This is a genomic window from Microbacterium sp. 05T445, assembly GCF_056395865.1.
Window position 1 is genome coordinate 1,176,415 of record NZ_JBFTKJ010000001.1, and the last position, 25,210, is coordinate 1,201,624.

At 72.1% G+C, this 25,210-nt stretch carries 25 protein-coding genes; 15 read left to right on the plus strand and 10 right to left on the minus strand.

What is annotated here, in order from left to right; genetic code table 11:
• The first annotated feature begins 74 nt into the window (after positions 1–74).
• A complete protein-coding gene (locus AC1DDU_RS05700; RefSeq protein WP_477431978.1) occupies positions 75–1,262 on the plus strand; it encodes a 4-hydroxybenzoate 3-monooxygenase in 1,188 nt (395 codons plus the stop codon).
• A 92-nt stretch (positions 1,263–1,354) separates the two neighbouring features.
• Complete coding sequence (locus AC1DDU_RS05705) at positions 1,355–2,524, plus strand: MFS transporter (protein WP_477433438.1); 1,170 nt, start codon at positions 1,355–1,357, stop codon at positions 2,522–2,524.
• Positions 2,525–2,594: 70 nt separating this feature from the next.
• Here the strand turns inward: AC1DDU_RS05705 and AC1DDU_RS05710 are convergent, their stop codons facing one another.
• On the minus strand, positions 2,595–3,059 hold the full coding sequence (locus tag AC1DDU_RS05710; RefSeq protein WP_477431980.1) for a MarR family winged helix-turn-helix transcriptional regulator: 465 nt from the start codon (positions 3,057–3,059) through the stop codon (positions 2,595–2,597).
• A gap of 112 nt (positions 3,060–3,171) precedes the next feature.
• On the opposite strand from AC1DDU_RS05710, the gene AC1DDU_RS05715 reads away from it, so the two are divergent.
• From AC1DDU_RS05715 to AC1DDU_RS05735, 5 genes are all read left to right on the plus strand, one after another.
• Positions 3,172–4,095: an SDR family NAD(P)-dependent oxidoreductase gene (locus tag AC1DDU_RS05715; RefSeq protein WP_477431982.1), complete on the plus strand. Its 924-nt coding sequence runs from the start codon at positions 3,172–3,174 to the stop codon at positions 4,093–4,095.
• The gene (locus tag AC1DDU_RS05720; protein WP_477431984.1) at positions 4,092–4,979 is read left to right on the plus strand and encodes an amidohydrolase family protein; all 888 of its coding nucleotides are present in this window, start codon (positions 4,092–4,094) and stop codon (positions 4,977–4,979) included. The genes AC1DDU_RS05715 and AC1DDU_RS05720 overlap by 4 nt, the downstream gene beginning before the upstream one ends.
• Position 4,980: 1 nt before the next feature.
• A complete protein-coding gene (locus AC1DDU_RS05725; RefSeq protein ID WP_477431986.1) occupies positions 4,981–6,171 on the plus strand; it encodes an acyl-CoA dehydrogenase family protein in 1,191 nt (396 codons plus the stop codon).
• A gap of 61 nt (positions 6,172–6,232) precedes the next feature.
• A complete protein-coding gene (locus AC1DDU_RS05730; protein WP_477431988.1) occupies positions 6,233–6,685 on the plus strand; it encodes a MaoC family dehydratase in 453 nt (150 codons plus the stop codon).
• Between the two features lie 70 nt (positions 6,686–6,755).
• Positions 6,756–8,276: an acyl-CoA synthetase gene (locus AC1DDU_RS05735; protein ID WP_477431990.1), complete on the plus strand. Its 1,521-nt coding sequence runs from the start codon at positions 6,756–6,758 to the stop codon at positions 8,274–8,276.
• 20 nt (positions 8,277–8,296) lie between these two features.
• On the opposite strand, the gene AC1DDU_RS05740 is transcribed toward AC1DDU_RS05735, so the two are convergent.
• Entirely contained in the window at positions 8,297–8,842 is a 546-nt protein-coding gene (locus AC1DDU_RS05740) for a helix-turn-helix domain-containing protein (RefSeq protein ID WP_477431992.1), read from the minus strand.
• A 96-nt stretch (positions 8,843–8,938) separates the two neighbouring features.
• On the opposite strand from AC1DDU_RS05740, the gene AC1DDU_RS05745 reads away from it, so the two are divergent.
• Together AC1DDU_RS05745 and AC1DDU_RS05750 are read left to right on the plus strand one after the other, a co-directional pair.
• Positions 8,939–9,685 carry an ABC transporter ATP-binding protein gene (locus AC1DDU_RS05745; RefSeq protein ID WP_477431993.1) on the plus strand — a complete coding sequence of 249 codons (747 nt, stop codon included), beginning with the start codon at positions 8,939–8,941 and terminating at the stop codon, positions 9,683–9,685.
• Entirely contained in the window at positions 9,682–10,476 is a 795-nt protein-coding gene (locus AC1DDU_RS05750) for an ABC transporter permease (protein ID WP_477431995.1), read from the plus strand. The genes AC1DDU_RS05745 and AC1DDU_RS05750 overlap by 4 nt, the downstream gene beginning before the upstream one ends.
• A 46-nt stretch (positions 10,477–10,522) precedes the next feature.
• On the opposite strand, the gene AC1DDU_RS05755 is transcribed toward AC1DDU_RS05750, so the two are convergent.
• Together AC1DDU_RS05755 and AC1DDU_RS05760 are read right to left on the minus strand one after the other, a co-directional pair.
• Positions 10,523–11,434 carry a serine hydrolase gene (locus AC1DDU_RS05755; protein ID WP_477431997.1) on the minus strand — a complete coding sequence of 304 codons (912 nt, stop codon included), beginning with the start codon at positions 11,432–11,434 and terminating at the stop codon, positions 10,523–10,525.
• A gap of 65 nt (positions 11,435–11,499) precedes the next feature.
• Complete coding sequence (locus AC1DDU_RS05760; protein ID WP_477431999.1) at positions 11,500–13,464, minus strand: M13 family metallopeptidase; 1,965 nt, start codon at positions 13,462–13,464, stop codon at positions 11,500–11,502.
• A gap of 156 nt (positions 13,465–13,620) precedes the next feature.
• Here AC1DDU_RS05760 and AC1DDU_RS05765 point away from each other — a divergent pair, with 156 nt between their 5' ends.
• Positions 13,621–14,940 (plus strand): MATE family efflux transporter, encoded by a 1,320-nt coding sequence (locus AC1DDU_RS05765; protein WP_477432001.1) that lies wholly within the window; start codon positions 13,621–13,623, stop codon positions 14,938–14,940.
• A gap of 15 nt (positions 14,941–14,955) precedes the next feature.
• Here the strand turns inward: AC1DDU_RS05765 and AC1DDU_RS05770 are convergent, their stop codons facing one another.
• Positions 14,956–15,600, minus strand: coding sequence for a TrmH family RNA methyltransferase (locus AC1DDU_RS05770; RefSeq protein WP_477432002.1), 645 nt, complete (start codon positions 15,598–15,600; stop codon positions 14,956–14,958).
• 80 nt (positions 15,601–15,680) lie between these two features.
• On the opposite strand from AC1DDU_RS05770, the gene AC1DDU_RS05775 reads away from it, so the two are divergent.
• Positions 15,681–17,054, plus strand: a complete 1,374-nt coding sequence (locus AC1DDU_RS05775; RefSeq protein WP_477432004.1) for an Nramp family divalent metal transporter — start codon at positions 15,681–15,683, stop codon at positions 17,052–17,054.
• Between the two features lie 21 nt (positions 17,055–17,075).
• Positions 17,076–17,711 (plus strand): metal-dependent transcriptional regulator, encoded by a 636-nt coding sequence (locus AC1DDU_RS05780; RefSeq protein WP_477432006.1) that lies wholly within the window; start codon positions 17,076–17,078, stop codon positions 17,709–17,711.
• Between the two features lie 100 nt (positions 17,712–17,811).
• Here the strand turns inward: AC1DDU_RS05780 and AC1DDU_RS05785 are convergent, their stop codons facing one another.
• Both AC1DDU_RS05785 and AC1DDU_RS05790 read right to left on the minus strand, forming a co-directional pair.
• The gene (locus AC1DDU_RS05785; protein WP_477432008.1) at positions 17,812–18,504 is read right to left on the minus strand and encodes a VIT1/CCC1 transporter family protein; all 693 of its coding nucleotides are present in this window, start codon (positions 18,502–18,504) and stop codon (positions 17,812–17,814) included.
• A 58-nt stretch (positions 18,505–18,562) separates the two neighbouring features.
• Positions 18,563–19,516, minus strand: coding sequence for an SDR family NAD(P)-dependent oxidoreductase (locus AC1DDU_RS05790; protein ID WP_477432010.1), 954 nt, complete (start codon positions 19,514–19,516; stop codon positions 18,563–18,565).
• A gap of 40 nt (positions 19,517–19,556) precedes the next feature.
• On the opposite strand from AC1DDU_RS05790, the gene AC1DDU_RS05795 reads away from it, so the two are divergent.
• Entirely contained in the window at positions 19,557–20,366 is an 810-nt protein-coding gene (locus AC1DDU_RS05795) for an HAD-IIA family hydrolase (protein ID WP_477432012.1), read from the plus strand.
• Positions 20,367–20,421: 55 nt separating this feature from the next.
• Here AC1DDU_RS05795 and AC1DDU_RS05800 read toward each other — a convergent pair whose 3' ends face one another.
• On the minus strand, positions 20,422–21,435 hold the full coding sequence (locus tag AC1DDU_RS05800) for an aldo/keto reductase (RefSeq protein WP_477432014.1): 1,014 nt from the start codon (positions 21,433–21,435) through the stop codon (positions 20,422–20,424).
• Between the two features lie 83 nt (positions 21,436–21,518).
• Here AC1DDU_RS05800 and pdxR point away from each other — a divergent pair, with 83 nt between their 5' ends.
• Together pdxR and AC1DDU_RS05810 are read left to right on the plus strand one after the other, a co-directional pair.
• Positions 21,519–22,943 (plus strand): MocR-like pyridoxine biosynthesis transcription factor PdxR, encoded by a 1,425-nt coding sequence (gene pdxR, locus AC1DDU_RS05805; protein WP_477432016.1) that lies wholly within the window; start codon positions 21,519–21,521, stop codon positions 22,941–22,943.
• Between the two features lie 9 nt (positions 22,944–22,952).
• Entirely contained in the window at positions 22,953–23,525 is a 573-nt protein-coding gene (locus tag AC1DDU_RS05810) for a YdeI/OmpD-associated family protein (protein WP_477432018.1), read from the plus strand.
• Positions 23,526–23,659: 134 nt separating this feature from the next.
• On the opposite strand, the gene AC1DDU_RS05815 is transcribed toward AC1DDU_RS05810, so the two are convergent.
• Positions 23,660–24,547, minus strand: coding sequence for an RNA polymerase sigma-70 factor (locus AC1DDU_RS05815; protein ID WP_477432019.1), 888 nt, complete (start codon positions 24,545–24,547; stop codon positions 23,660–23,662).
• A gap of 10 nt (positions 24,548–24,557) precedes the next feature.
• Positions 24,558–25,148 carry a carboxymuconolactone decarboxylase family protein gene (locus tag AC1DDU_RS05820; protein ID WP_477432021.1) on the minus strand — a complete coding sequence of 197 codons (591 nt, stop codon included), beginning with the start codon at positions 25,146–25,148 and terminating at the stop codon, positions 24,558–24,560.
• Positions 25,149–25,210 lie beyond the last annotated feature (62 nt).

The following is a 25,210-nucleotide window of genomic DNA, read 5'->3' on the forward strand; positions in this document are numbered from 1 at the left end:
TTGAATGGGAGTCGCGGATCCCGAGGTCGTCCTCACCCGCACGATGGGTGGCGCACGTCGTCGAAGGAGACCGCATGACCACCCCCATCCGCACCCGTGTCGCCATCGTGGGCGCCGGGCCCGCCGGCCTGCTGCTGTCGCACCTGCTCGCGTCAGCCGGCATCGACTCCGTCGTCATCGACCAGCGCACCCGCGACGAGGTCGAGACGACCATCCGCGCCGGCATCCTCGAGCAGGGCACCGTCGAAGTGCTCGAGTCCAGCGGCGCGTCCAGCCGCGTCCGCTCGGTCGGCCACCGTCACGACGGCATCGAGCTGCGCTTCGCCGGCGCGGGTCACCGCATCGACTTCGCCGACCTCGTCGGCCGCGGGGTGTGGCTGTACCCGCAGCACGAGGTCCTCAAGGACCTCATCGCAGTGCGGCTCGACCGGGGCCAGGACCTCCGATTCGGCGTCACCGCCCTACGCGTCGAGGGTGCGGCATCCGATCGGCCGCGCGTCATCGCGACCGACGCCGACGGTGCGCCGCTGGAGATCGAGGCGGAGTTCGTGGTCGGCGCCGACGGGTCGCGCAGCGTCGTGCGCGAGGCGGTGACGGGCTCGGCGACCGGCGGCCACTTCCGCGAGTACCCCTTCGCGTGGTTCGGCATCCTGTGCGAGGCGCCGCCGAGCGCCGACGAGCTGATCTACAGCAACTCGCCCGACGGGTTCGCACTCATCAGCCAGCGCAGCGACACCGTGCAGCGCATGTACTTCCAGTGCGACCCCGAGACCGACCCCGCCGCGTACAGCGAGGCGCAGCTGTGGGACGAGCTGCAGGCGCGCGTGCCCGGCACGACGCTCAAGGAAGGTCCGATCTTCCAGCGCGACGTGCTGCGCTTCCGCAGCTTCGTCGCCCACGAGCTGCGGCGCGGTCGCGCGGCGCTGATCGGGGATGCCGCCCACACCGTCCCGCCGACCGGTGCGAAGGGCATGAACCTCGCCGTCGCGGACGTACTGGTGCTGGAGCGAGCTCTGCGGGCGCTGCTGCTCGAGAACGACGACCGTCTCATCGACGCGTTCCCCGCGACGGCGCTGCACCGCATCTGGAAGGCGCAGCACTTCTCGTGGTGGATGACGAACATGCTGCACGTCGCGCCCGACGCATCGGACTTCGACCGGCTCCGCCAGCTCGGCGAGCTGCGCTCGGTCGTCGAGTCCGAGGCGGGCAGCCGCTACCTCGCCGAGGCGTATACGGGCTGGCCGCTGGAGGGCCTGGCCTGAACGGCGAATCCGGATCCCACCGTCACCGGTCGCCCTCGGCCCCGGCACCAGCGCCCGCCACCGCCGCCCCGTCACGCCGCGCGGCGGTGGCGATGCTCCTCGCGGCGGTGTGCCTCGTCGCGGCCAACATGCGGCCGGCGATCACCGGGCTCGGGCCGCTGCTGGACCAGATCGGGGCCGACACCGGCATGTCGACGACCGCGCTCGGGCTGCTGGCCGCGGTGCCCCTGATGGCATGGGCGCTGTTCTCTCCGCTCGCGCACGACCTGAGCAGACGCCACGGACAGCCGCGCGTGCTGCTGGGGTCCTTGCTCGTGCTGCTCGCGGGCACGCTCGTGCGATCGGTCCCCGGGCCCATCGTGAGCCTGTGGGTCGGCACCGCGATCGTCGGCATCGGCATCGCGATCATCAACGTGCTCATGCCCGCCGTGGTCAAACGGGAGTTCGCGGGGCACGTCCCCGCGGTGACCGCGACGTACACCGCGCTGCTGGCCGGTATGGGCGCCGTCTCGTCGGGGGTCGTCGTGCCGATCTCGCACCTCGACGTCGGCGGGCACACCGCCGGCTGGCGATCCGCCCTGCTGGTCACCGGTGCCGCGCTGCTGCCGTTCGCGCTCGTGGCGTGGTGGTGGGCGCACCGCGGAGCCGCCGGGGCGCACGACCGCTCGAGGGCACGCCGCGGGCGCACCGGCATCTGGACCGATCCGGTCGCGTGGCAGGTCGCCGTCTACATGGGGCTGCAGGCATCCATGTTCTACATGTTCGTCACCTGGCTGGCTCCCATGTCGATGTCGCTCGGCCGCTCCGAGGTCGTCGCGGGCGTGGACGTGATGGTCTACCAGCTGTTCTCGCTCGGCGGCTCGCTGCTGCTGCCCCTCATCCTGCGCGGTGGACTCGAACGCTGGGCCCCCGCCCTCATCCCCTCGCTGGCGATCGCCGGCGTGACCGGCATGATGCTCGCCCCCGGCGCGATCCTCGCCTGGGCGTCCCTCATCGGATTCACCGGCGGCGCGACGCTTGCGATGTCGCTCACCCTCATGGCGCAGCGGGCCCGCGACCACGACACGTCGGCCGCGCTGTCGGGCATGTCCCAATCGGTCGGCTACGTCATCGCCGCCTTCGGTCCCGTGGTGTTCGGTGGACTGCACAGCCTCACCGGCGGCTGGATCGCGCCGCTGGCGATGCTTCTGGGCGTGCTCGTGGCGCTCACCGCGGTCGGGTTGTTCGCCGGGCGCGACCGATTCGTGCTCGCACGGCGCTGACTCGGAGGATGCCGACGCCATGGCGTGTGCGGACGCTCGCGGCCGCGACGCGTCGATCCGGGAACGGGGGTCAGTCCTCGGGGAAGGCCAAGGTGCGCAGCAGGACGGCCAGGGCCTCCCGGTCGGCCGGGCTCAGCTGCGCGTGCACGCGCTCCTCGGCGGCACGTGCGGATTCGCGCGCGGCGGCCACGAGGTCGCGGCCGGCATCCGTGGCCACCACGACGTTGGCGCGACGATCCGAGGGATCGGGCTGCCGCTCGACCAGGCGCCGCGACTGCAGCTCGTCGACGAGGCTCACGACCTGGCTGGGGTCGAGCCGGAGGAACTCGGCGAGCTCGCGCTGCGACGGACGCGCCTGGCCGGAGGCGAGCACGAGGACCGAGTACGAGCGGACCTTCAGCCCGTGCTGGGCGAGCGCGGCGTTGCCGGCGGCGAGCGCGTACGCGTTCGCGCGGGCCAGCAGAAAGCTCAGATCGTCGGTGAGCGCCGACGACCGCAGGCCCGCCGGAGCGGCGACGTCGGCGGGCTTCGGCATCTGTCGATCGTATCTCAACTCGTAGAGATCCAGAATGATTGACTTTTTCAACTGTTGCGATTTCAATGGATGCCGGATCCCCCACGCGGTCCCGACACGAAGGAGCCCCCGCATGTCTCGTCCTCTCGACGGCAAGGTCGCGATCGTCACCGGCTCGGGCCGCGGCCTCGGCCTGGCCTACGCCCAGGAGCTCGCCCGGCAGGGTGCATCCGTCGTGATCAACGACGTCGACGATGCCACGGCGGCCGAGGCCGTCGCTGCCATCGAGGCCGAAGGCGGCCGCGCCGTCGCCGTGGTCGCGCCCGTCGGTCCGACCGCGACGGCACAGCGGCTCGTGCGGACCGCGGTCGACACCTTCGGCCGACTCGACATCCTGGTGACCAACGCGGGAGTCCTCCGCGACACCGTGCTGTGGAAGATGAGCGACGACGACTTCGACACCGTCATCGGCGTGCACCTGCGCGGCACCTTCACGTGCGTGCGCGAAGCGGCCGGCTACATGCGCGACAACGAGATCGCCGGCCGGATCATCTGCATCGGCTCCCCCACGGGCCAGCGCGGCAACTTCGGCCAGACCAACTACGCCGCGGCCAAGGCCGGCATCGTCGGCATGGTGCGCACGTGGGCGCTCGAACTGAAGCGGGCCGGGATCACCGCGAACGCGGTCATCCCCGTCGCCGCGACCGCGATGACCGCCACGGTGCCCTACTTCGCCGCCGCGGTCGAGGCCGATGCGGCGGGCGAGCCCATGCCCGCGTTCTTCCGCCGCGACCTCGGCTTCGGAACCTCCGACGACGTCGCGGGGCTCATCGCCTACCTGGCATCGGATGCCGCAGCCGCCGTCACCGGCCAGGCCATCGGCATCGGCGGCGACCGCCTGCAACTGTGGTCGCACCCCGAGGCGGTCGCGACCGCGTACAGCGAGGGCGGCTGGTCGTACGACCACCTCGCGGCCGGGTTCGCCGGCGCCGTCGGCGACCTGCAGTCGGTCGGCGAGAAGTTCCCGGCGCTCCCCGAGGAGCTCCAGCGCTCGTGACCCGCTACGAACCCGCGATCGACCTCGACGCACTGACGGCGATCGATGTGCACGTGCACATCGAGATCGACGGGCACGGCCACGCCTCGCTGCCCGACGACCTCGCCGCGGCGGCGTCGAGGTACTTCAGCACCGACGGGCCACGGCCCGATCTGGACTCGGTCGCCGACTACTACCGCGAGCGGCGGATGGCCGCCGTCGTGTTCACGGTCGACGCCGAGACGCAGCTCGGCCACACGCCGATCTCCAGCGCCGAGGTCGCCGAGGGCGCTGCGCGCAACAACGACGTGCTCATCCCGTTCGGCTCGGTCGACCCCCGGCGCCCCGACGCGCTCGAGCGCGCACGACGCCTCATCGAGGACGCCGGCGTGCGGGGATTCAAGTTCCACCCGACCGTGCAGGGCTTCGACCCGTCCGACGATGCGCACTTCCCGCTGTACGAGGTGCTGCAGGACGCCGGTGTCGTCGCGCTGTTCCACACCGGCCAGACCGGCATCGGCGCAGGCCTGCCGGGAGGCCGCGGGCTCCTCCTGGGCCTGTCGAACCCGATGCTGCTCGATCCGGTCGCCGCGCGGTTCCCCGACCTGCAGATCGTGATGGCGCACCCGTCCGTGCCGTGGCAGGACGAGGCGCTGTCGGTCGCGACCCACAAGCACAACACCTGGATCGATCTGTCGGGCTGGAGCCCGAAGTACTTCCCGCAGTCCCTGGTGCGCGCCGCGAACTCGTACCTCAAGGGCCGCGTGCTGTTCGGCTCGGACTTCCCGCTGCTGACTCCCGAGCGCTGGACGCGCGATGCCGACGCGTCCGCCCTCTTCACGCCCGAGGCCATGCCGGGCATCCTCAAGGCCAACGCCGTGCGCCTGCTCGGCCTCGGAAGCTGACGTGCCGGCGCTCGAGGCGGACACGACGTTCGGGTTCGACCCCTACGCGATCGCGGCCGCGCATCTCAGCCCCGCCGCACGCATCGCGCTCGGGCGTCTGCAGCAGACCCTCGAGCGCGACATCCGCCCGCTCCTCGCCGACGCGTGGGAGACGGCGACCATGCCGGCCGGCGTGCTCGACGCGCTCATCCCCCTCGATCTCATGCAGCCGGAGGGGGTGGATGCCGCCGAGGCGCGGTCGAGCGTGTTCTCCGGTTTCCGCAACTACGTGCTCGCCCGCACCGACGTGTCGGTGGCGACCTTGTACAACGCGCAGTCGGGCCTGTTCCGGACGACGATCGAGCTCGGAGGGTCGCCGGAGCAGGCCGCGGGACTCGACCCCCGCGTGCGCAGCTTCGACGTCAAGGGCGTGTTCGCCCTGACCGAGCCGGAGCACGGCTCCGACATCGCGGGCGGCCTCGCGTCGACGGCGCGCCGCGAGGGCGACGAATGGGTGATCGACGGCCGGAAGATGTGGATCGGCGGCGCCGCGGCATCCGATGTCCTCGTCGTGTTCGCGCGCGATGTCGACGACCACGCGGTCAAGGCCTTCCTCGTGCCGACCGGAGCCGACGGCGTGCGCGTCGAGGCGATCGGCGGCAAGGTATCGCTGCGTCCGATGCAGAACGCGCTCATCACGATCTCGGGCGTGCGCGTGTCCGACACCTCGCGGCTGCAGAACGTGAACGGCTGGCGCGACGTGGCTCGCATCCTCCGCGCGATGAGGTCGGATGTCGCGTGGATCGCGGCGGGGCTGCAGGCCGGCGCGCTCGACGCGACCGTGCGCTACGTGCGGGAGCGCCACCAGTTCGATCGCCCGATCGGCGGCTTCCAGCTCGTACAGGAGAAGCTCGCGCGGATGCTCGGCAACACGGTCGCCTCGCTGTCGCTCGTGGTGCAGCTGTCGGCGCGGCAGGATGCCGGCGCGTTCGCCGACGAGAACTCGGCGCTCGCCAAGATGCAGACCGCGCGCCTGGCGCGGGAGACGGTGGCGCTGGGCCGCGAGGTGCTCGGCGGCAACGGCATCCTGCTCGGCCACGACGTCGCCCGCTTCTTCGCCGACGCCGAAGCCGTCTACTCGTACGAGGGGACGCACGAGATCAATGCGCTCATCGTCGGCCGCGGACTCACCGGCGCCTCCGCATTCACCTGACCGGACGTCGCCGGGCCCGGCGACGCACATCACCCAGGACCCCGTCCATCGAAGGAGAACCATGACCACCACCGTCGCCTACGCCGACGTCGCCGGGCTCGCCGGCACCGATCTCGGCTGCACCGAGTGGCTCGAGGTCACGCAGGACCGCGTGAACCTCTTCGCCGATGCGACCGACGATCACCAGTGGATCCACGTCGACCCCGAGCGAGCCGCTGACGGCCCGTTCGGCGCACCCATCGCCCACGGCTTCCTGACGCTGTCGCTGGCGGTGAGGTTCTGGTCGGAGCTGTTCGACGTCACCGGCGTCACCACGCGCGTGAACTACGGCCTCGACAAGGTGCGTTTCGTCTCCCCCGTCAAGGTCGGGGCACGCGTGCGCATGACCGCCGTCATCGACGAGGTGACGGAGGTGCGCGGCGGCTACCAGTTCGCCGTCGACCAGACGATCGAGATCGAGGGCGCAGACAAGCCCGCGGTCGCCGCCCGAGGCCTGTACCGCTTCTACGCCTGAGGCCGCCGGTGGTTGAGCGAGCGAGCGCAGCGACCGAGACGAAACGCCTCGAGGGAGAGGACACGCAACGATGCACTCCGGAATCGGCTTCTGGCTCGCCAAGCGGCGCCTGAAGAACCCCGACACGCCTGCTGTCGTGTTCGGCGACGACGAGCTGACCTATCGTCAGCTGGCGGATGCCGCAGACCACGTCGCCGCCGTGCTCTGGCATCGCGGCATCCGCAGGGGCGATGTCGTGGCCTACATCGGAGAGAACAGCCCGCAGTTCCTGCAGGTGATGTTCGGCGCCGCGCAGCTGGGCGCGGTGTTCACACCGGTCAACACCCGGCTCGCGGCGCCCGAGATCCAGCACGTGCTCGTCGACTCGGGCGCCCGGGCGGTCGTGCTGGATGCCGAGTTCCTCGGCCGGGCGATGCCCGGCATCGAAGCCGCGCGCATCGCCCACGTCATCGTCACCGGCGACGGAACCCCCGAGCATCCAGGACTCGCGAGGCTCGTCGCCGACGCGCCGGGCGGCCACACCGTCGCCGAGGTCGCGCTGGACGAGCCGGCCGCGATCATCTACACGTCCGGCACCACCGGGCGCCCGAAGGGGGCTGTGCTCAGCCACGGCAATCTCACCTGGGCCGCGCTGAACTGCATCGTCGACTACGACGTGGTCTCGAGCGACGTGTCGCTGATGATCTCGCCGCTGTTCCACGTCGCCTCGCTCGGCATGGGCGCCCTGCCCGTGCTCATGAAGGGCGCGACGCTCGTGCTGGAGAAGGGCTTCGAGCCCGGACGCGCACTCGCCCTCATCCACGAGCGCGGCGTCACGATGCTCAGCGGGGTGCCGACGACCTACCAGCTGATGGCCGACCATCCTGCGTGGGCGTCGACCGATCTGTCGACGTTGCGCAAGCTGACGTGCGGCGGTTCGGCTGTGCCGACGCGCATCCTCAACGCCTACGAGGAGCGGGGCCTGTCGTTCTCGCAGGGGTACGGCATGACCGAGACGTCCCCGGGGGCGACGTCGCTGTCGCCGGCGATGACGAGACGGAAGCAGGGCAGTGTCGGTCTCCCCCACTTCTTCACCGAGGTGCGCATCGCCGATGAGCACGGCGACGTGGTGCCGCGCGGCACCGTCGGCGAGATCGAGGTCAGCGGCCCGAATGTCTTCCTCGGCTATCACGGCTTGCCCGAGGCAACGGCGGCGGCGTTCGCCGACGACGGCTGGTTCCGCTCCGGCGACCTGGGCTATCTGGATGCTGACGGCTACCTGTACATCGCCGACCGGCTCAAGGACATGATCATCTCCGGCGGTGAGAACATCTATCCCGCCGAGGTCGAGAGTCTCATCGCCGACATCGAGGGCATCTCGGGGGTGGCCGTCGTCGGCGTGCCCGACGAGAGATGGGGCGAGGTGCCGTGGGCCGTCGTGACGCTCCGGGAGGGCGCCGAGGCTGACACCGAGAGCGTGCGCGCGGCGCTGGACGGGCTGCTGGCCCGCTACAAGCTGCCGAAGAACGTGGTGGTCGTCGAGGACCTTCCTCGCACGGCGTCGGGCAAGGTGCGCAAGGCCGACCTGCGCGCGCGGTACGGCAAGCCCTGATCCCGTCGTCCGCCCGGCGCTCAGCCGGTCGCTGAGGGAGAGTCCGCCTCGGGCACCAGCAGCGTCACGAAGCCGACGCGCCGACGATCCCCGCCGCGGTCCGACAGGTAGGGACCGAGAAGCTCGGCGAGACCCGACTGGATGGCGGCGAGGTCGTCGGCATCGACGTACAGCGGCACGCGGCCGAAGCCGACGAAGTCGCGCAGGCCCTCGTCGTCGCTGTCGACGAACCTGTCGAAGTCCGCGGCGACCGAGCCGAGGAAGGTCAGCAGCGCCGACCGCAGCTGCACGTCGCTCATCGCGCGCAGGGCGCCCTGATCCACGTGCGCCATCCGCTCGCCGAGCGCGAGCGTGCGCTCGACGGCGCCGCGCACCCGCCGCTCCTCGACGACGGCGAGGATCCCGGCATCCACCAGCGTGGCGACGTGCCGATACAGCGTCGCCTGCGTCACGTCCGGGACCGTCTCCCGCAGCTGCGCGGTCGTCAGGCTGCGGCCGCCGAACTGCTGGATGATCCGCAGCCGCACCGGGTGCAGGACGACGTCGGCGATCGAGGAGTCGCTCACGCGTGCTCCTCCACCATTATTATCATCGTGATAATGTTCCACCTCATAGGAACGATTTTACGAGCACCACGAGGAGAACGACGTGCGGACGACGGGATGCAGACGATGACGCCGGGCGGGACCGCGGCCGAGCCCGCCATCCAGGTGAAGGGGCTGAGCAAGCGGTTCGGAGCGGTGCACGCCGTGGACGGCGTGAGCTTCGCCGTCGAGGCGGGGCGCGTGGTGGGGTTCCTCGGTCCCAACGGCGCCGGGAAGTCGACGACGCTGCGGATGCTGCTCGGTCTTATCCGCCCGGACGAGGGCACCGCCCGACTCCACGGACAGGACTACGTGGACCTCGCGACTCCCTTCCGTACCGTCGGCGCCGTCCTCGACATCGCCTCCGCTCATCCGAGGATGACCGCGCGGGGCCACCTGCGCACCTACTGCGCCCTGGCGGGGCTCGCCGACGAGCGCGTGGACGCGGTCCTCGCCATGGTCCACGCGGAAGAGTTCGCCGACCGGCTGATCGGCACATTCTCGACGGGGATGCGCCAGCGCCTGTCGCTCGCGACGGCGCTGCTCGGCGAGCCCGGGATCCTCGTGCTCGACGAGCCGTCGAACGGCCTGGATCCGGCGGGCATCGCGTGGCTGCGCGGCTTCCTGCGCCACTTCGCGTCCACCGGCGGGGCGGTGCTGATCTCCAGTCACCTCCTCAACGACCTCCAGCACACCGTCGACGACGTGGTCCTCATCGATCGTGGACGGATCTCGTTCACCGGCACCCTCGCCGAGGCCCTCGGGACCGGGCCGTCGCTCGAGGACGCCTTCCTCCACCTCACCCAGGAAGATGCACGACGATGAATGCGATCCATGGCGAACTCGTCCGCCTGTTCTCCACCCGGCTTCCGCTGTGGACGCTGCTGGCCGCCGTCGCGTGCGGCGGCGGCATGACCGGCCTCCTGGCGCTCATCGGCCCGGAGAACTCCACCACGCCGATGCCCGGCATCGACACGGCGCAGGGCGCCGGCCTCGTCGTCGGCCTGGGCGCCCTGCTGCTGTTCGTCCCGGCGCTCATCGGCACGATCGCGATCACCGGCGAGTACCGTCATCGCACGATCGGCACCACGTTCCTGGCCGTACCGCGGCGCGGTCGCGTGCTCTTCGCCAAGCTCGCGGTCTACACGCTGCTCGGGCTGCTCTACGGCGTCGTCGCATCCGTCTCGTCGGGGCTCGCCCTGCTCGGCGCGGCCGCGGTGCGCGGCGTCGACATCGGCCTCACGGTCGAGCAGCTCATGGTGACGCTCGCGCAGCTGGCGGTCGCTTCGGCCGTCTACATGGTGCTCGGCGTCGCCATCGGGGCGCTGGCCCGCCACCAGCTCCTGGCGATCGGGATCGTGATGGGCTACTTCTACTTCCTCGAGCACGTGCTGATGCTGATCCCCGGCGTGAACGCGGTCTATGCGTTCCTGCCGGGCGGCGCCACCTCGTCGCTGACCCGTTTCACCTTCCTGACCGACACCATCGCGGAGCAGACGTCCCTCGGCGCCGCGCCGCTGACCTCTCCTGCCGTCGGCGCCGCGATCCTCATCGCCTACGCCCTCGTCGCGGCGACGGCCGCCGTCATCGCGCCGCTGCGTCGCGATCTGAGGTGAGCCCGGCGCCGGTGCCCGGCGCGACCGCGATGCCGCGGCATCCCGGTCAGAACACGTACTCCATGAGGTCGGTGCCCAGCACGCGGAAGGCCTCATGCGCACGCAGCCGGTGCGAGATCGACAGGTCGTCGAAACAGACGATGAGCGCGTAGGACACCCCGGCGCGGGGGCCCGCGAGCACGCCGGCCTCGACGCGGACGCCGGCGTCGCGGCCGGTCTTGTTGATGAAGAGCAGCCCGTGCTCGTCGTTCTCGTGGGAGAACGGGTCGAGACCGGTCGCGGATGCCACCAGCGACAGGTCGTGGTTGAGGCTCAGCCACTCCGCGACCTGGGCGCTGACGCTGGGCGAGACGACCTGCGAGTTCACCAGGGCCGCGAAGACCTCGGCGAGCTCGCGAGCCGAGCCGAGGGCGAAGTGCGGCGCGTCGTCGGGACCGCGCTCGTCGCGGAAGCGGTCCAGCAGCGCCGAGCGCGACAGGCCCAGCTCCTCGATGCGGGACCGGACCGCCGGAAGCCCGACGCGCCGCAGCAGCGCGTTGGCGGCCAGCGCATCGCCGGTCGCGGCGGTCAGCACGGCGAGGTCGGTGAGGGGCAGCGCGGGCGCCTTGAGATGCTGCCACACCCCGCCGACGCCGACCGGTTCCAGGTGCGCGCGGTCGATGATCTCCAGCGGCTCGAGCCGCCCCGACTCGAAGGCGGCCGCGACCTCGATGAGCAGCGGCACCACCCCGAGGCCGGCCACCGGCAGGGTCACGAAGTCGTCGCCCGAGAGCACCGACGTGCCGCGGTCGAGGTCGGTGATGCGCACCGAGATCTTGGCGCCGGATGCGGCGAGGTCGTCGAGCGCCTTGAGCGTCGACGTGAATGATCGACGTCCGGCCGCCGCCCTCTTCGGCAGCCGTCGTCCGGTGCTCCGTCGCGCCCCCCGCAGCGACTCGGCGTCCCTTCTGGGCTCCATGCCCACGGAGTGTCCCTCCCGTACGTGTGATGGCGGGGCGTGGCGGGCCGCGGACGGCCCGTCCGTCACCAGATGGTGACGCGCTGGTCCTCGTCGAGCCAGAGAGCGTCCGACGCGGTCACGTCGAACGCGTCGTAGAACGCGCCGATGTTGCGGACGATCTGGTTGCACCGGAACTCGTTGGGCGAGTGCGGGTCGATCGTCAGCAGGCGGATGGTCTCGGCATCCCGGCCCTTCTGCTGCCAGATCTGTCCCCAGCTGAGCAGCAGCCGCTGGATGCCGGTGAACCCGTCGAGCTCGGGGGCCTCCTCGCCGTCCAGCGACAGCGCGTAGGCCTTGATCGCGATGCCGAGCCCGCCCAGGTCGCCGATGTTCTCGCCGATCGTGAGCGCGCCGTTGACGTGGTTCTCGTCGGCCAGGCCCTGCGGCACGAGCGCGTCGTACTGCGCGATCAGGTTCTTGGTGCGCTCCTCGAAGGCGGCGCGGTCGTCGTCGGTCCACCAGTCGCGCAGCGACCCGTCGCCGTCGAACCGGCTGCCCTGGTCGTCGAAGCCGTGGCCGATCTCGTGGCCGATGACCGCGCCGATGCCGCCGTAGTTCGCCGCCGCGTCGCGCTCGGCGTCGAAGAACGGGAACTGCAGGATCGCCGCCGGGAACACGATCTCGTTCATGAGCGGGTTGTAGTACGCGTTGACCGTCTGCGGTGTCATGAACCACTCGTCGCGGTCGATCGGCTGGCCGACCTTGGCGAGCTGGCGGTCGTGCTCCCAGACGTGCGCGCGGCGGACGTTGCCGACGAGGTCCTCCGCGTCGATCTCGAGCGTGGAGTAGTCCTTCCAGCTCACCGGGTAGCCGATCTTCGGCGTGAAGGCGTCGAGCTTCGCGAGCGCGCGCTCACGGGTCTCGGGGCTCATCCACTCCAGGTCGGTGATCGACTGCCGGTACGCCTCGATGAGGTTGCCGACCAGCTCGTCCATCGCGTCCTTCGCGGCGGGCGGGAAGTGGCGCTCGACGTAGACGCGGCCGATGGCCTCGCCCATGGCGGCCTCGGTGAGGCTCACGCCGCGCTTCCAGCGCTCGCGGTTGACCGGGACGCCGGTGAGCTGCGTGCCGTAGAACCCGAAGTTCTCGGCGACGAACTCCTCCGACAGGAACGGCGCGGCGGAGTGCACGACGGCGAAGCGCAGCCAGGCCTTCCAGTCCTCGACGCGGTCCTCGACGAGCAGGGCGCCCAGGCCCTCGAAGAAGCTCGGCTGGTAGACGTTGACCTCGGCGAACGCCTCGGCGTACCCGTCGGCGGCGCCCTCGCGCCACGGCGTCAGGTCGACGCCGACGAGCTCCTGCACCTCGTCCCACGTCTTGAGGTTGTACGTCTTGACGGCGTCGCGGCTGGCCACGTTGTCCCAGTGGTGGGTGGCGAGCTCCGTCTCGAGCGCGACGATGCGGTCGGCGGATGCCTCGGCCTCGGCGACGCCGGCGAGCTCGAGGATGCGGTGCACGTGCGTGCGGAACGCGATGCGCGTCTCCTGGAAGTTCTCCAGCCGGTAGTAGCTCTCATCGGGCAGCGAGAGGCCGCCCTGGATGAAGAACGGAACGTAGCGCTGCGGGTTGCCCGGGTCGGGCTCGATGTAGAGGTGGATGAGCGCCGCGATGCCGTCGCGCTCGAACTCGCCGATCGTGCGCAGGAACCCGGGGATGTCGCTGATCGCCTCGACGCGCGCGAGAGTGTCGGCCAGCGGTGCGGCGCCCTGCGCCTCGATGTTCTCGGTGTCCATGAAGCTCGTGTAGAGGTCGCCGATCTTGCGCGCCTCGGTGCCGGGATCGGCCTGCTGCGATTCCTCGACGATCGCGTGGACGTCCTTCTCGGCCTGCTCGGCGATCAGGTGGAACGAGCCCCACCGCGCCTTGTCCTCCGGGATCTCGGTGCGCTCCAGCCACGAGCCGTTGACGTGACGGAACAGGTCGTCCTGGGGGCGGATCTCGGCGCTGAACTCCTCCAGCGCGAGACCGGAGCGGGGGGCGTCGGTCATGCGTTCCAGGGTAGCCGTCCCGGCGGAGCAGAACCTGCGGCGGGGGAATCATCGGCTGTCGTGACCGCATTGTGATGAAGCGGATGCCGCGTCCGCCTCGGCTCGCCGGCGCTGACGTCGGCGCGCGGCGTCGGCGGCGCCTTCTAGGCTCTGAGGGTGGCCACCGACACCCTGAACCGCGACATCCTGCGGCTCGCGGTGCCGGCGCTGGGCGCACTGATCGCCGAGCCGCTGTTCCTCATCGTCGACTCGGCCCTGGTCGGCCATCTCGGCGTCGAGCCCCTGGCCGGACTCGGCATCGCGTCGGCGGTGCTGCAGACGATCGTCGGGCTCATGGTGTTCCTCGCGTACTCGACGACGCCGGCCGTCGCGCGCCGGTTCGGAGCCGGGGATCCGTCCCGCGCCGTATCGGTGGGGATCGACGGCATGTGGCTCGCGCTCGGGCTCGGCGCGGTGCTCGCCGTCGTCGGCTACGTCGCGACGCCGGCACTGGTCGGCCTCTTCGGCGCGACCCCGGAGGTCGCCCGGCAGGCCGAGATCTACCTCGGCATCTCGATGTGGGGCCTGCCCGCCATGCTCGTGGTGTTCGCGGCGACCGGGCTCCTGCGCGGCATGCAGGACACCGTGACGCCGCTGTGGATCGCCGGCCTGGGCTTCGCCGCCAACGCCCTGCTGAACTGGGCGTTCATCTACGGGCTGGGGTGGGGCATCGCCGGTTCCGCGGTGGGCACGGTCGTCGCGCAGTGGGGCATGGTCGGCGCCTACGCGCTCGTGGTGGGGCGGCTCGCGCGCCGGCACGAGGCATCCGTCCTCCCCCAGCGGGAGGGCGTTCGCGGGTCTGCCCGCTCGGGCGGCTGGCTGTTCCTGCGCACCGTGTCGCTGCGGGTCGCGCTGCTGGCGACGGTCGCCGTCGCGACGGGCCTCGGCACGGTCGAGCTCGCCGGCTGGCAGGTCGCGTTCACGATCTTCTCGACCGCCGCGTTCGCGCTGGACGCCCTCGCGATCGCCGCGCAGGCCCTCATCGGCAAGGGGCTCGGCGCCGAGGACACCCCGCTGGTGCGCCGCGTGCTCGGCCGCACCGTCGCGTGGGGCGCATGGTTCGGGGTGATCACCGGCGTGATCATCGGCGCGCTCTCGGGGGTGATCGGGCTGCTGTTCACGGGGGATGCCGGCATCGCCGTGCTCGTGCAGCCCGCGCTCATCGTGCTCGCGGTGGCGCAGCCGGTGTGCGGCGTCGTGTTCGTGCTCGACGGCGTGCTCATCGGCGCCGGCGACGCCCGGTACCTCGCGATCGTCGGGGTGCTGAACCTGGTGCCCTTCGTCCCGGCGCTGGTGCTGGTCGCGGTGCTCCACCCCGTCGGCGCGGCGGGTCTCGCGTGGCTCGCCGTCGCGTTCTTCGGCGTCTACATGCTCGCGCGCCTGCTCACCCTCGGCTGGCGGGTGCGCGGGTCGGCGTGGCTGACCGCCGGCGACTGAGGCCCGTCCGCGGGCTCACGCCCAGCGTCGGCACCACTCGTACATGACGACGGCGGCCGCGGCACTGGCGTTGATGGAGCGCGTCGAGCCGTACTGCTCGATCTGGATGGTTCCGGATGCCGCCGCCAGCGCCTCTGGCGACAGCCCCGGGCCCTCCTGACCGAACAGCAGCACGCACGCCTCGGGCAGGTCGGCGGCGGGCAGCGGCTGCGAGCCCTCCACGTTGTCGATCGCGATGACGGGGACGGATGCGGCATCCGCCCACGCCACGAACGCCTCGACGGTCTCGTGGTGGCGCACGTGCTGGTAGCGGTCCGTGACCATGGCGCCGCGGCGGTTCCAGCGGCGCTTGCCGATGATGTGCACCTCGGAGGCGAGGAAGGCGTTGGCGCTGCGCACGATCGAGCCGATGTTCATGTCGTGCTGCCAGTTCTCGATCGCGACGTGGAACGCGTGCCGGCGGGTGTCGAGGTCGGCGACGATGGCGTCCATCGTCCAGTACCGGTAGGCGTCGACGACGTTGCGGGCGTCCCCGTGCGCGAGCAGCTCCCGGTCGTACCGCGGATCGTCGGGCCAGGCGTCCGGTCCGCCGGGCCACGGCCCCACCCCCACCGGCAGCGTCGGCTCGGCGGGCTCGGCGGCGGGGTCGGGTGAGGTCACCGGCCCAGGCTAGCCGCGGCGCGTCCCTCGACGGCAGCCGGGGACTTTTCGGTGCGCCGAAAAACGTCTAGGATTTCGGTGTGCCGAAAACTGACGACGGGGTCAGGCCCGCCCCTGCCGCGAGCCTGCGCCGCCGCCCGCCCAGCCTCCCGCGCCTGGCGTGGCTGATCGGCCCCGCCCTCGTCGCCGGCGTCGCCTACCTCGACCCCGGCAACGTCGCGAGCAACATGACCGCCGGCGCACGCTACGGATACCTCCTGGTGTGGGTCGTCGTGCTCGGCAACGTGATGGCGTGGCTCATCCAGTACCTCTCGGCCAAGCTGGGCATCGTCACCGGCCGGAGCCTGCCCGAGACGCTCGGCGCCCGCATCCGCAACCCGTGGGTGCGCCGCGCCTACTGGCTGCAGGCCGAGCTCGTCGCGATGGCCACCGACATCGCCGAGGTCATCGGCGGCGCCGTCGCACTGAACCTGCTGTTCGGCGTCCCTCTGGTGTGGGGCGGCGCGATCACCGGCGCGGTCTCGATCGCGCTGCTGCTGATCCAGTCGCGCCGCGGTGCGCGCCCCTTCGAGTTCGTCGTGATCGGCCTGCTCGTCATCATCGCGATCGGCTTCTCGTTCGGCGTGTTCGTCGCGCCGCCCGACGGCGCGAGCGTGGTCGCGGGGCTCGTGCCGCGTTTCGAGGGCACCGACTCGGTGCTGCTGGCGGCCTCGATCCTCGGCGCGACGATCATGCCGCACGCGATCTATGCGCACAGCGCCCTCGCGCGGGACCGGTTCGCACCGCCCCGCACCGGCGGCGCACCCGACGGCGACCGCGTCGTTCCGCGCGGCACCCGTCCGGCCGATGCCGGGATCTCCGCGCCGACCGACCCCACGCTGGCGGAGCTGCGCGGCATCTCGACGCCGCGCCTGCTGCGCGCGACGAAGTGGGACGTCTCGATCGCCATGCTCATCGCCGGCACCGTGAACCTCTGCATCCTCCTGCTCGCGGCGGCGAACCTCGCCGGGGTCCCCGGCACCGACTCGCTCGAGGGCGCGTACGCCGCGCTGTACGCCGGGCTCGGGCCGCTCGTCGCGACGCTGTTCGCCGTCGGCCTGCTCGCCAGCGGCCTGGCCAGCACGTCGGTGGGCGCCTACGCGGGCGCCGAGATCATGCACGGCCTGCTCCACATCCGCGTGCCGCTGCTGGCCCGGCGCCTGGTCACCCTGATCCCCGCGCTCATCATCCTCGCGCTCGGGTTCGACCCCACCGGCGCGCTCGTGCTGAGCCAGGTGGTGCTCTCGTTCGGCATCCCCTTCGCGCTCATCCCCCTGGTCTCGCTCACCGCGAACCGCGACGTGCTCGGCGCGTACCGCAACCGGGTGTGGACGACGATCGCGGGGGTGGCGGCATCCGTGTTCCTCATCGCGCTCAACGGGGTGCTGCTGTACCTCGTCCTCACCGGCGGATGACCCGCGGGTAGCCTGGAGGCCGTGCCTTCCCCCGCGATCGACGACTACCTGAAGACGATCTACCACCACACCGAGTGGCAGGACGAGCGCATCACGCCGTCGCAGCTGGCCGCGGAGCTGGGGCTCGCACCGTCGAGCGTCACCGAGATGGTGCAGAAGCTCGCCGCGCAGGGCCTGGTGACCCACCGCCCCTACGGCCCGATCGCGCTGTCGGACGAGGGCGAGCGCCGGGCGGCGGCCATCATCCGCCGCCACCGTCTCATCGAGACGTGGCTCGTGGGCGAGTTCGGCTACGCGTGGGACGAGGTGCACGACGAGGCCGAGGTGCTCGAGCACGCCATCAGCGACCGGCTCCTCGAGGGCATCGACGAGCGTCTCGGACGCCCGCGCTTCGACCCGCACGGCGATGCGATCCCGGATGCCGCCGGCCACGTCCACCGCGAGCCCTTCGTCCTGCTCGGCCAGGCGCCGGTGGGTCACACCGGCCGGGTGCTGCGGGTCAGCGACCGCGACCCCGAGCTGCTGCGCGCCGTCGAGGCCTCGGGCGTGGCCGTCGGCGCCACCGTGACGGTGACGGATGCCGCCACCCTGCGCATCGCCGAGTCGGACGTGGTGCTGCCCGCGGCCGCCGCCGACGCGGTGTGGCTCAGCGCCTGACCCGTCCCGCGGCACAGAATCGGAAGTCCTGCCCGACACGCCGGTTCGCGGATGCCGTCACCCGGCCTGTCGCCGGAGACCTCGACGTCGTGCGGGTGGCTCAGAAGAACACGACGCCCGCGACGTAGCTGACGGCCATCGTGCCCAGGCCCACGACGAGGCTGCGGATCAGCATGCGCAGCGCGGAGAGGCGCCCCACCCCCGCCGCGACGAGCGATGTGAGCGCGAGCGAGACCACGACGGCGACGATGATCGCCCAGGTCTCGATGGCCACCGGGGCGAAGAAGGTGATGAGCACCGGGATCGCCGCCCCGATCATGAAGGCGATCGCCGTCTCCAGGCCCGCCCACCACGGCGCCGAGCGGTGGGTGATCTCTTCGAGCCCGTGCTCGGCGTCCAGCTGCGCCCCCAGCGGGTCGGTCGCGGTAAGCTGCTGCGCGACCTCCAGTGCGAGGTCGGGTGCGAGCCCGCGCGACTCCCAGTGCGCCGCGAGCTCGGCCAGCTCCCCCGCCGGGTCGCGCTCCAGCTCGGCCTGCTCCTCGGCGGCCAGCTCGAGCTCGGCCTCGCGCTCGGCCGCGACCTCGGCCCACTTCGCGCCGCCGGCGCTGAGCCCGCCGGCGAGCATCGCCGCGATCGAGGTGAACAGCAGCAGCCGGTCGCCCGCGCCCGCGCCCGCGAAGCCCTGCAGCAGACCCGCGGTGGCGATGATGCCGTCGTTGGCGTCGATGGCCCAGTTCGCCTCTCGCACCCGCGCGACGAAGCGGGCCCACAGCGACGGGGCGACCTCGGCCATGCGACCTCCCGTGCCCAGTCTGTCAGCGGGGCCGCCGGCATCCGCCGACGACACAGCGTCAGGCGGCGGGACGGCGGGCGGCGGTCTCGAACGGCCAGCGCACGCCGGTGGCCTTCTCGGCGACGTCCCACAGGCGCGCCGCCACGGCGGGATCGCGCGTGATCTTCGACGCGGTCTGCCGCCGCGGCTCGCCGCGCGAGCCGGTGCGGGGGCCCCAGAACTCGCCGCCCTCCACGTCGGGGTCGACGAGGGCGCGCACCAGCGGCCACGCGCCGTGCTCCTTGGACTGCGCCATGAACGCCTGCAGGTTGTCGGCGAACCGCTTCGCCCGCGACGGCTCGTTGACGCCGACGATGCCCGGTGTGCGGCCCCCGGTGGAGTACCCCGGGTGGGCGACGACGCTCGCCACCGGCACTCCTGCGGCACGCAGCCGCCGGTCGGCCTCGAACCCGAGCGCAGTGGTGGCGACCTTGGACTGCACGTACGCACGCCAGGCCGAGTACCCGTCGACCAGCTGCGGATCGACCGGGTCGTAGGGGGAGAGCGAGGTCGACATGCTGCCGACCCACACCATGCGACCGGATGCCTCCGCCAGCGCCGTCAGCAGCTCCCCGGCGAGCGCGAAGTGGCCGAGTGCGTTGGTCGCGAACACCTTCTCGTGCCCCTCGATCGTGGTCTCGCGATCCTTGGGGGCGTGGACGATGCCGGCGTTGAGCAGGACGCCGTGCAGCGCTCCGCGTCCGCGCACGCTCGCGGCTGCCGAACGGACCGACCCCAGGTTGGAGGTGTCGAGGATGAGGGGCTCGGTGGCGTCGGGGGCGGCATCCGGAACCCTCCGCCGGATCGCCGCGCGTGCGGCCGACAGCCGGTTCGGATGGCGGGCAGACATGATCACGCGCGCACCCGCGCGCACGAGCTGCTCGGACGCGAAATACCCGAGCCCGGCGTTCGATCCGGTCACCAGGAACACGCGGCCCGAGAGGTCGGGAAGGCTGCGGGGGTCCCACGTCACGGCTTCGACCCTACGCCCGCCGGACACCTAGTCTGGACGCATGCGCACGCGGTCCGACATCGAATGCTGGCTCACCGACATGGACGGCGTCCTGGTGCACGAGAACACGCCCATTCCGGGCGCGTCGGAACTGCTCCAGCAGTGGCGCGATCAGGGCACGCCGTTCCTCGTCCTCACCAACAACTCGATCTTCACGCCGCGGGATCTGTCGGCCCGGCTGCGGGCCTCCGGGCTCATCGTCCCGGAGGAGTCCATCTGGACCTCCGCACTCGCGACGGCCGACTTCCTGAAGTCGCAGATGCCGGGCGGCTCGGCGTTCGTGATCGGCGAGGCGGGCCTCACGACGGCCCTCCACGAGGCCGGCTTCATCATGACCGAGACCGATCCCGACTACGTCGTGGTCGGCGAGACCCGCAACTACTCGTTCGAGGCGATCACCAAGGCCATCCGCTTCATCGGCGCCGGCGCCCGGTTCATCGCGACCAACCCCGACGCCACCGGCCCCTCGACGGAGGGCCTGCTGCCGGCCACCGGCGCCATCTCGGCGCTGATCACGAAGGCCACCGGCATGGAGCCCTACGTCGTCGGCAAGCCGAACCCGATGATGTTCCGCTCGGCCCTGAACCGCATCGGCGCGCACTCCGAGAACACCGGCATGATCGGCGACCGCATGGACACCGACGTCGTGGCCGGCATCGAGGCGGGCCTGCACACGGTGCTGGTGCTCACAGGCATCAGCGACGCCGTCGAGATCGCCCGCTACCCGTTCCGTCCCGACGAGGTGCTGACCTCGGTCGCCGATCTGCTCGACGCCGGGCCGGTCGAGTCCGAGGACCCCGAGCTGCTGTGACGGCAGGAGAGCGGATGCCGGAGCCCCCGACATCCGCTCTCCCCTCACGTCCGGCTCAGACCGCGGCGAGCGCCCGCGTGTCGAGGTCGGCGGCGTCCAGCCGCGCGCGCACCTCGGCATCGAGCACGAGGTCGGCGGCGGCCAGCGCCTCGTCGAGCTGGGCGACGCTGGAGATGCCGACCACCGGGATCACCGGGACCGCGCTGCCGGTCAGCCACGCCAGCGCGACCTGGTTGGGCGTGGCGCCGATCTCGGCCGCGACGTCGTGCAGCACGTGCACCCGCTCCCGGTTCGAGGCGTGGCGCATCGGCGCCCACATCGGCTTGTCGCCGCGGGTGAACGCGCCCTGGTGCAGCGGCGAGTACGCGGTGATCGTGAGCGGCGCACGCCCCTCGGTCCCGACGGCGGCGACGTAGTCGAGCAGGTCCGGCGACACGTCGTTGGTGCGGCCGAACCCGGGGCTCGGGTACACGTAGCTGTAGCCCTGCTGCACGAGGCCGTAGGGGTCCACGCCCTGGCGGAGGGCCTCTTCGCGCGCCTCGACGAGCCGCCACACGGCGACGTTCGAGATGCCCGAGATGCCGACGAGCCCATCGCGCTGCAGCTGGCCGAAGGCGGCGACCGTCTCGGCGATGGGCGTCTCGCGGTCGTCGACGTGCCCGTAGAGCACATCGAGCCGCTCGATGCCGAGGTGGCGCAGGCTCTCGCGCGCCTCCCCCGCGACCACCTCGGCCGACAGCCCCTGGAAGTTCGTCGGCTCGACGTTCTGCAGCGGCAGGGCGGGGTCCTTCTTGGCGGCGCCGAGCTTGGTGGCCAGGCGCACGTCGCCGAGGCCGCCTCGGCGGCGGATCCACTCGCCGAGCACGTCCTCGCTGTCGCGGCCGTGGCCGCCGACCCAGGCGTTGTAGTTGTTGGCCGTGTCGACGAACGTGCCGCCGGCGTCGGCGAAGCGGTCGAGGATCTCGAGCGACGTCGCGACGTCGGTGCGCGTGCCGAAGAACATGGTGCCCAGGCACAGGCCCGAGACCTCGAAGCTCGTGGTGCCGTCGGAGATGGTGCGGTACTGCATGGGGTCTCCCTTCCTGGCGCCCCGCTCTCCTGGGCGCCTCTTCATGGTGGAGCGGGAACGGTCTGGGAGTACGATCCGATTCGATGGCTCAAGTCCAGACCAATCTCGTCGCGTGGGACACGCTGCTCGACCTCGACGCGTTCGAGGGACCCCGTCATGTGCGCCTCGAGCTGGCGCTGCGGGATGCCGTGGCCACCGGCCGCCTGCCCGCGGGCGCCGCGCTCCCCCCGAGCCGGCTCCTCGCAGCCTCGCTCGGCGTCTCGCGGTGGGTGGTGACCGAGGTGTACGGGCGCCTCGCGGCCGAGGGCATCCTCGAGGCCCGGACGGGATCGGCGACGCGGGTGGCGGCATCCGTCGCCGTCACAGCCCCGCGGGCCTCGCCGGATCCGGCCCCGGCACTGCGGCGCCCGCGCCTCGATCTCGCCCCGGGCGTGCCCGATCTGCGCCATGCGCCGCGCGCGCTGTGGCTGCGGGCGATGACCGAGATGCTCGCCGAGACCCCGGATGCCGAGCTGTTCCGGCGGGACGGCGACGTGCCGGCGGCTCGGGCGGCGGTGGCCGGGTACCTGTCGCGGTCGCGGTTCGCCCGCGCGGACGCCGATGCCGTCGTGGTGACGCACGGCGCCGCCGACGGCATGCGGCGCGTCGCGGGGGCCCTGCGCGACCTGGGCCACCAGGCGGTGCTCGTCGAGGACCCGTCCTGGCACCGCATGCGGCAGGTCGCCGCGGCGGAGGGGCTCGCCGCGGTCCCGGTCGCGGTCGACGAGCAGGGAGTCGACGTGGCGGCGCTGCGGGAGGCATCCGTCCGCACCGGCGCGCGGGCCGCGCTGGTCACGCCCGCACACCAGTTCCCCGTCGGCGTGCCGCTGTCGGCCGAGCGGCGCGAGGGGCTCGTGGCGTGGGCGAGGGCCGTCGACGGCGTCGTGATCGAGGACGACTACGACGCCGAGTTCCGCTACGACCGGCGCCCGATCGGCGCGCTGCAGGCGATGGCGCCCGACCGGGTCGTGCTCGCCGGGAGTCTCAGCAAGACCGCGACGCCCGCGCTCGGCATCGGCTGGCTGGTGCTGCCGCCGTGGCTGCGCGGCGCGGTGCGCGACGCGGGGTCCGCGGCGCCGTCGACGCTCGACCAGCTGGCGCTCGCGCGCTTCCTCACCAGCGGCGGCCTGGACCGGCACCTGCGCGGGGCGCGCACGCGCTACCGGCGCCGGCGCGAGGCGCTGCTGGCGGCGCTCGCGCGGGCACTGCCGGAGTGCCGCGTCTCGGGGATGGCCGCGGGCCTGCACGTCGTGCTCGACCTGCCCGAGGGGGTGCGGGCGGCCGACGTCGTGCGCCTCGCGGAGCCGCGCGACCTCGGCCTCACCGACATCCTGCGGTACCGCGTCTCGGCCGACGCGCCCGCGCCCGAGCGCCTCGTGCTCGGCTACGGCGACCTCGCCGACCCGCTCGTCGAGGAGGCGGTGGACGTGCTCGCCGCCGTCGTGCACGAGGTCGGCGCCGCCCGATAGGGTCGCCGCATGGGTGCTCTCGATGACGGCGAGAAGGTGGAGGCGACGGATGCCGCGGCCTGGCGCACGTGGCTCGACGCGAACCATCGCACCTCGAAGGGGGCATGGCTGGTGCGGGCGCGGCCCGGATCGGGGCTCGTGTTCGTCGAGTACGAGGACGCGATCCTGCAGGCGCTGTGCTTCGGCTGGATCGACGGCCCGGTGCGCTCGTTCGACGATGAGCGCGGCGGGCTCTGGTTCGCGCCGCGACGCGCCTCGAGCGGGTGGGCGGCGACGAACAAGGCGCGGGTCGAGCGCCTGGAGGCGTCCGGCGAGATGACGGATGCCGGGCGCCGCGCGATCGAGATCGCCAAGGGCAACGGCAGCTGGACCGTGCTCGACAACGCCGAGGCGCTGCGCGAGCCCGATGACCTCGCCGCGGCGCTGGATGCCTCGCCCGCCGCCCGCGCCGCGTGGGACGCCTTCCCGCCGTCGAGCCGCAAGCTCGGCATCACCGGGGTCGACAGCGCGCGCCGGCCAGAGACCCGCGCGGCACGCATCGCGAAGCTGGTGGCCGACGCCGACGAAGGGAAGCGCCCGTGATCTCCGACACCGAGCAGACGCTGCTCCTGCTGACCGCCGCCCTCATCACGCTGGGCACGCTGACGGTCATCATCTGGCAGTGGTGGCGCAACCGCGGCAAGAAGGACTGACGCGGCGCGCGCAGCGTCCGGCGTTCAGCGGGCGATCAGCGCCTCCGCGTCCACGCGGCCGAGCTTGTCGGGGTTGGCGATCGAGTACACCTGCGTGACGCGGCCGTCCTCGACGGTCAGGCTCACCACGCCCACCAGGACGCCGTCGAGCTCCATGCGGATGCCCGGCTGCCCGTTGACCCACGTCGGCGCGGCCAGGAGGGTGCCCTCGACCTTCGCCATGCCGCCCACGAGGTAGCGGGCGAGACGCTCTGCTCCCACGATCGGGCGTCGTGCCGCGCCGCGGACCTTGCCGCCGCCGTCGGCGACCGACACGACGTCGGGCGCGAGCACATCCATGAGGCCCTGCAGGTCGCCGCTGTTGAGCGCGGCGACGAGGCGTTCCACGACCTCCTCGTGCTCCGTGGGCCCGACCCGCACGCGCGGTCGCCGCGCGGCGACGTGGTGCTTGGCGCGGTGCGCGATCTGTCGGACCGCCGCGGGCGTCTTGCCCACGGCATCCGCGATCTCGTCGTACGGCACGTCGAACACCTCGCGCAGCACGAACACCGCCCGCTCGGCGGGGCCGAGCGTCTCGAGCACCGTGAGCATCGCGATCGAGAGGCTCTCGGCGAGCTCGACGTCCTCCGCCACGTCGGGGCTCGTGAGCAGCGGCTCGGGGAGCCACTCGCCGACGTAGTCCTCCCGCCTCCGCGACACCGTGCGCAGGTGGTTGAGCGCCTGACGCGTCACGATCCGCACGAGATACGCGCGCGGCTCCTGCACCGTGGCCCGGTCGACCGCCGCCCAGCGCAGCCACGACTCCTGCAGCACGTCCTCGGCGTCGGCGGCCGAGCCGAGCATCTCGTACGCGACGGTGAACAGGAGGCTCCGGTGCGCGACGAACGGGTCGTCGACGTCGGCGATGCTCATGGCCGGGAGCCTACGCGGAGGCGACGACGACGGGCCGCTCGGCCAGCGGAGCGAGTCCGCACGCGTCGGCGAACTCCTCGGAGTGGATGCCGAGGGCGACGTTCATGCGCGCCGACATGTTCATGAACGCGACGCGGGCGGCGAGCTCGACCAGCCCGGCGGCGCCCAGCTCGGCCAGCAGGGCGTCGGAGAGCTCGTCGGTGACGGCGGGCGGGGTCTGACTGGCCGCTTCGGCGTACTCCATGACGCGGCGCTCCAGCGGGGTGAACACCGTCGCGTCCCGCCAGCGTGGAACCTGCCGCACCTTGGCCTCGTCGAGGCCGTGGTTGTGCGCCATGAAGTAGTTGTAGTCCAGGCAGAAGCTGCAGCCGATCGTCGCGGCGGCGGCCATCACGGCGTACGACGCGAGGTTCGGGTCGAGCTCGTGCCAGCCTTCGGTCTTGCGCCCGATGCTCATCGAGTCCTTCATGACGCCCTGGTGGTGCCACAGCACGCCGAGGGAGTCCGGCACCTTGCCTGCCATCTTCCGGGCGACCGCCTTGATGGCCGCGCCCTTCAGTCCGGTGATCTCCGCCGCAGGGATGCGAGTGGTGCTGGTCATGTCTTCCTCCATGTCGTGGAAAGGTCCTTCGCACATGGAGACACCGGCCGCGGCCGGCGTGT

Bases quoted from the DNA above. Each gene is read 5' to 3' on its own strand.
- AC1DDU_RS05700 (WP_477431978.1), top strand. From the start codon at position 75: ATGACCACCCCCATCCGCACCCGTGTCGCCATCGTGGGCGCCGGGCCC.
- AC1DDU_RS05705 (WP_477433438.1), top strand. From the start codon at position 1,355: ATGCTCCTCGCGGCGGTGTGCCTCGTCGCGGCCAACATGCGGCCGGCG.
- AC1DDU_RS05710 (WP_477431980.1), bottom strand. From the start codon at position 3,059: ATGCCGAAGCCCGCCGACGTCGCCGCTCCGGCGGGCCTGCGGTCGTCG.
- AC1DDU_RS05715 (WP_477431982.1), top strand. From the start codon at position 3,172: ATGTCTCGTCCTCTCGACGGCAAGGTCGCGATCGTCACCGGCTCGGGC.
- AC1DDU_RS05730 (WP_477431988.1), top strand. From the start codon at position 6,233: ATGACCACCACCGTCGCCTACGCCGACGTCGCCGGGCTCGCCGGCACC.
- AC1DDU_RS05735 (WP_477431990.1), top strand. From the start codon at position 6,756: ATGCACTCCGGAATCGGCTTCTGGCTCGCCAAGCGGCGCCTGAAGAAC.
- AC1DDU_RS05745 (WP_477431993.1), top strand. From the start codon at position 8,939: ATGCAGACGATGACGCCGGGCGGGACCGCGGCCGAGCCCGCCATCCAG.
- AC1DDU_RS05750 (WP_477431995.1), top strand. From the start codon at position 9,682: ATGAATGCGATCCATGGCGAACTCGTCCGCCTGTTCTCCACCCGGCTT.
- AC1DDU_RS05755 (WP_477431997.1), bottom strand. From the start codon at position 11,434: ATGGAGCCCAGAAGGGACGCCGAGTCGCTGCGGGGGGCGCGACGGAGC.
- AC1DDU_RS05760 (WP_477431999.1), bottom strand. From the start codon at position 13,464: ATGACCGACGCCCCCCGCTCCGGTCTCGCGCTGGAGGAGTTCAGCGCC.
- AC1DDU_RS05785 (WP_477432008.1), bottom strand. From the start codon at position 18,504: ATGGCCGAGGTCGCCCCGTCGCTGTGGGCCCGCTTCGTCGCGCGGGTG.
- AC1DDU_RS05795 (WP_477432012.1), top strand. From the start codon at position 19,557: ATGCGCACGCGGTCCGACATCGAATGCTGGCTCACCGACATGGACGGC.
- AC1DDU_RS05800 (WP_477432014.1), bottom strand. From the start codon at position 21,435: ATGCAGTACCGCACCATCTCCGACGGCACCACGAGCTTCGAGGTCTCG.
- pdxR (WP_477432016.1), top strand. From the start codon at position 21,519: ATGGCTCAAGTCCAGACCAATCTCGTCGCGTGGGACACGCTGCTCGAC.
- AC1DDU_RS05810 (WP_477432018.1), top strand. From the start codon at position 22,953: ATGGGTGCTCTCGATGACGGCGAGAAGGTGGAGGCGACGGATGCCGCG.
- AC1DDU_RS05815 (WP_477432019.1), bottom strand. From the start codon at position 24,547: ATGAGCATCGCCGACGTCGACGACCCGTTCGTCGCGCACCGGAGCCTC.
- AC1DDU_RS05820 (WP_477432021.1), bottom strand. From the start codon at position 25,148: ATGACCAGCACCACTCGCATCCCTGCGGCGGAGATCACCGGACTGAAG.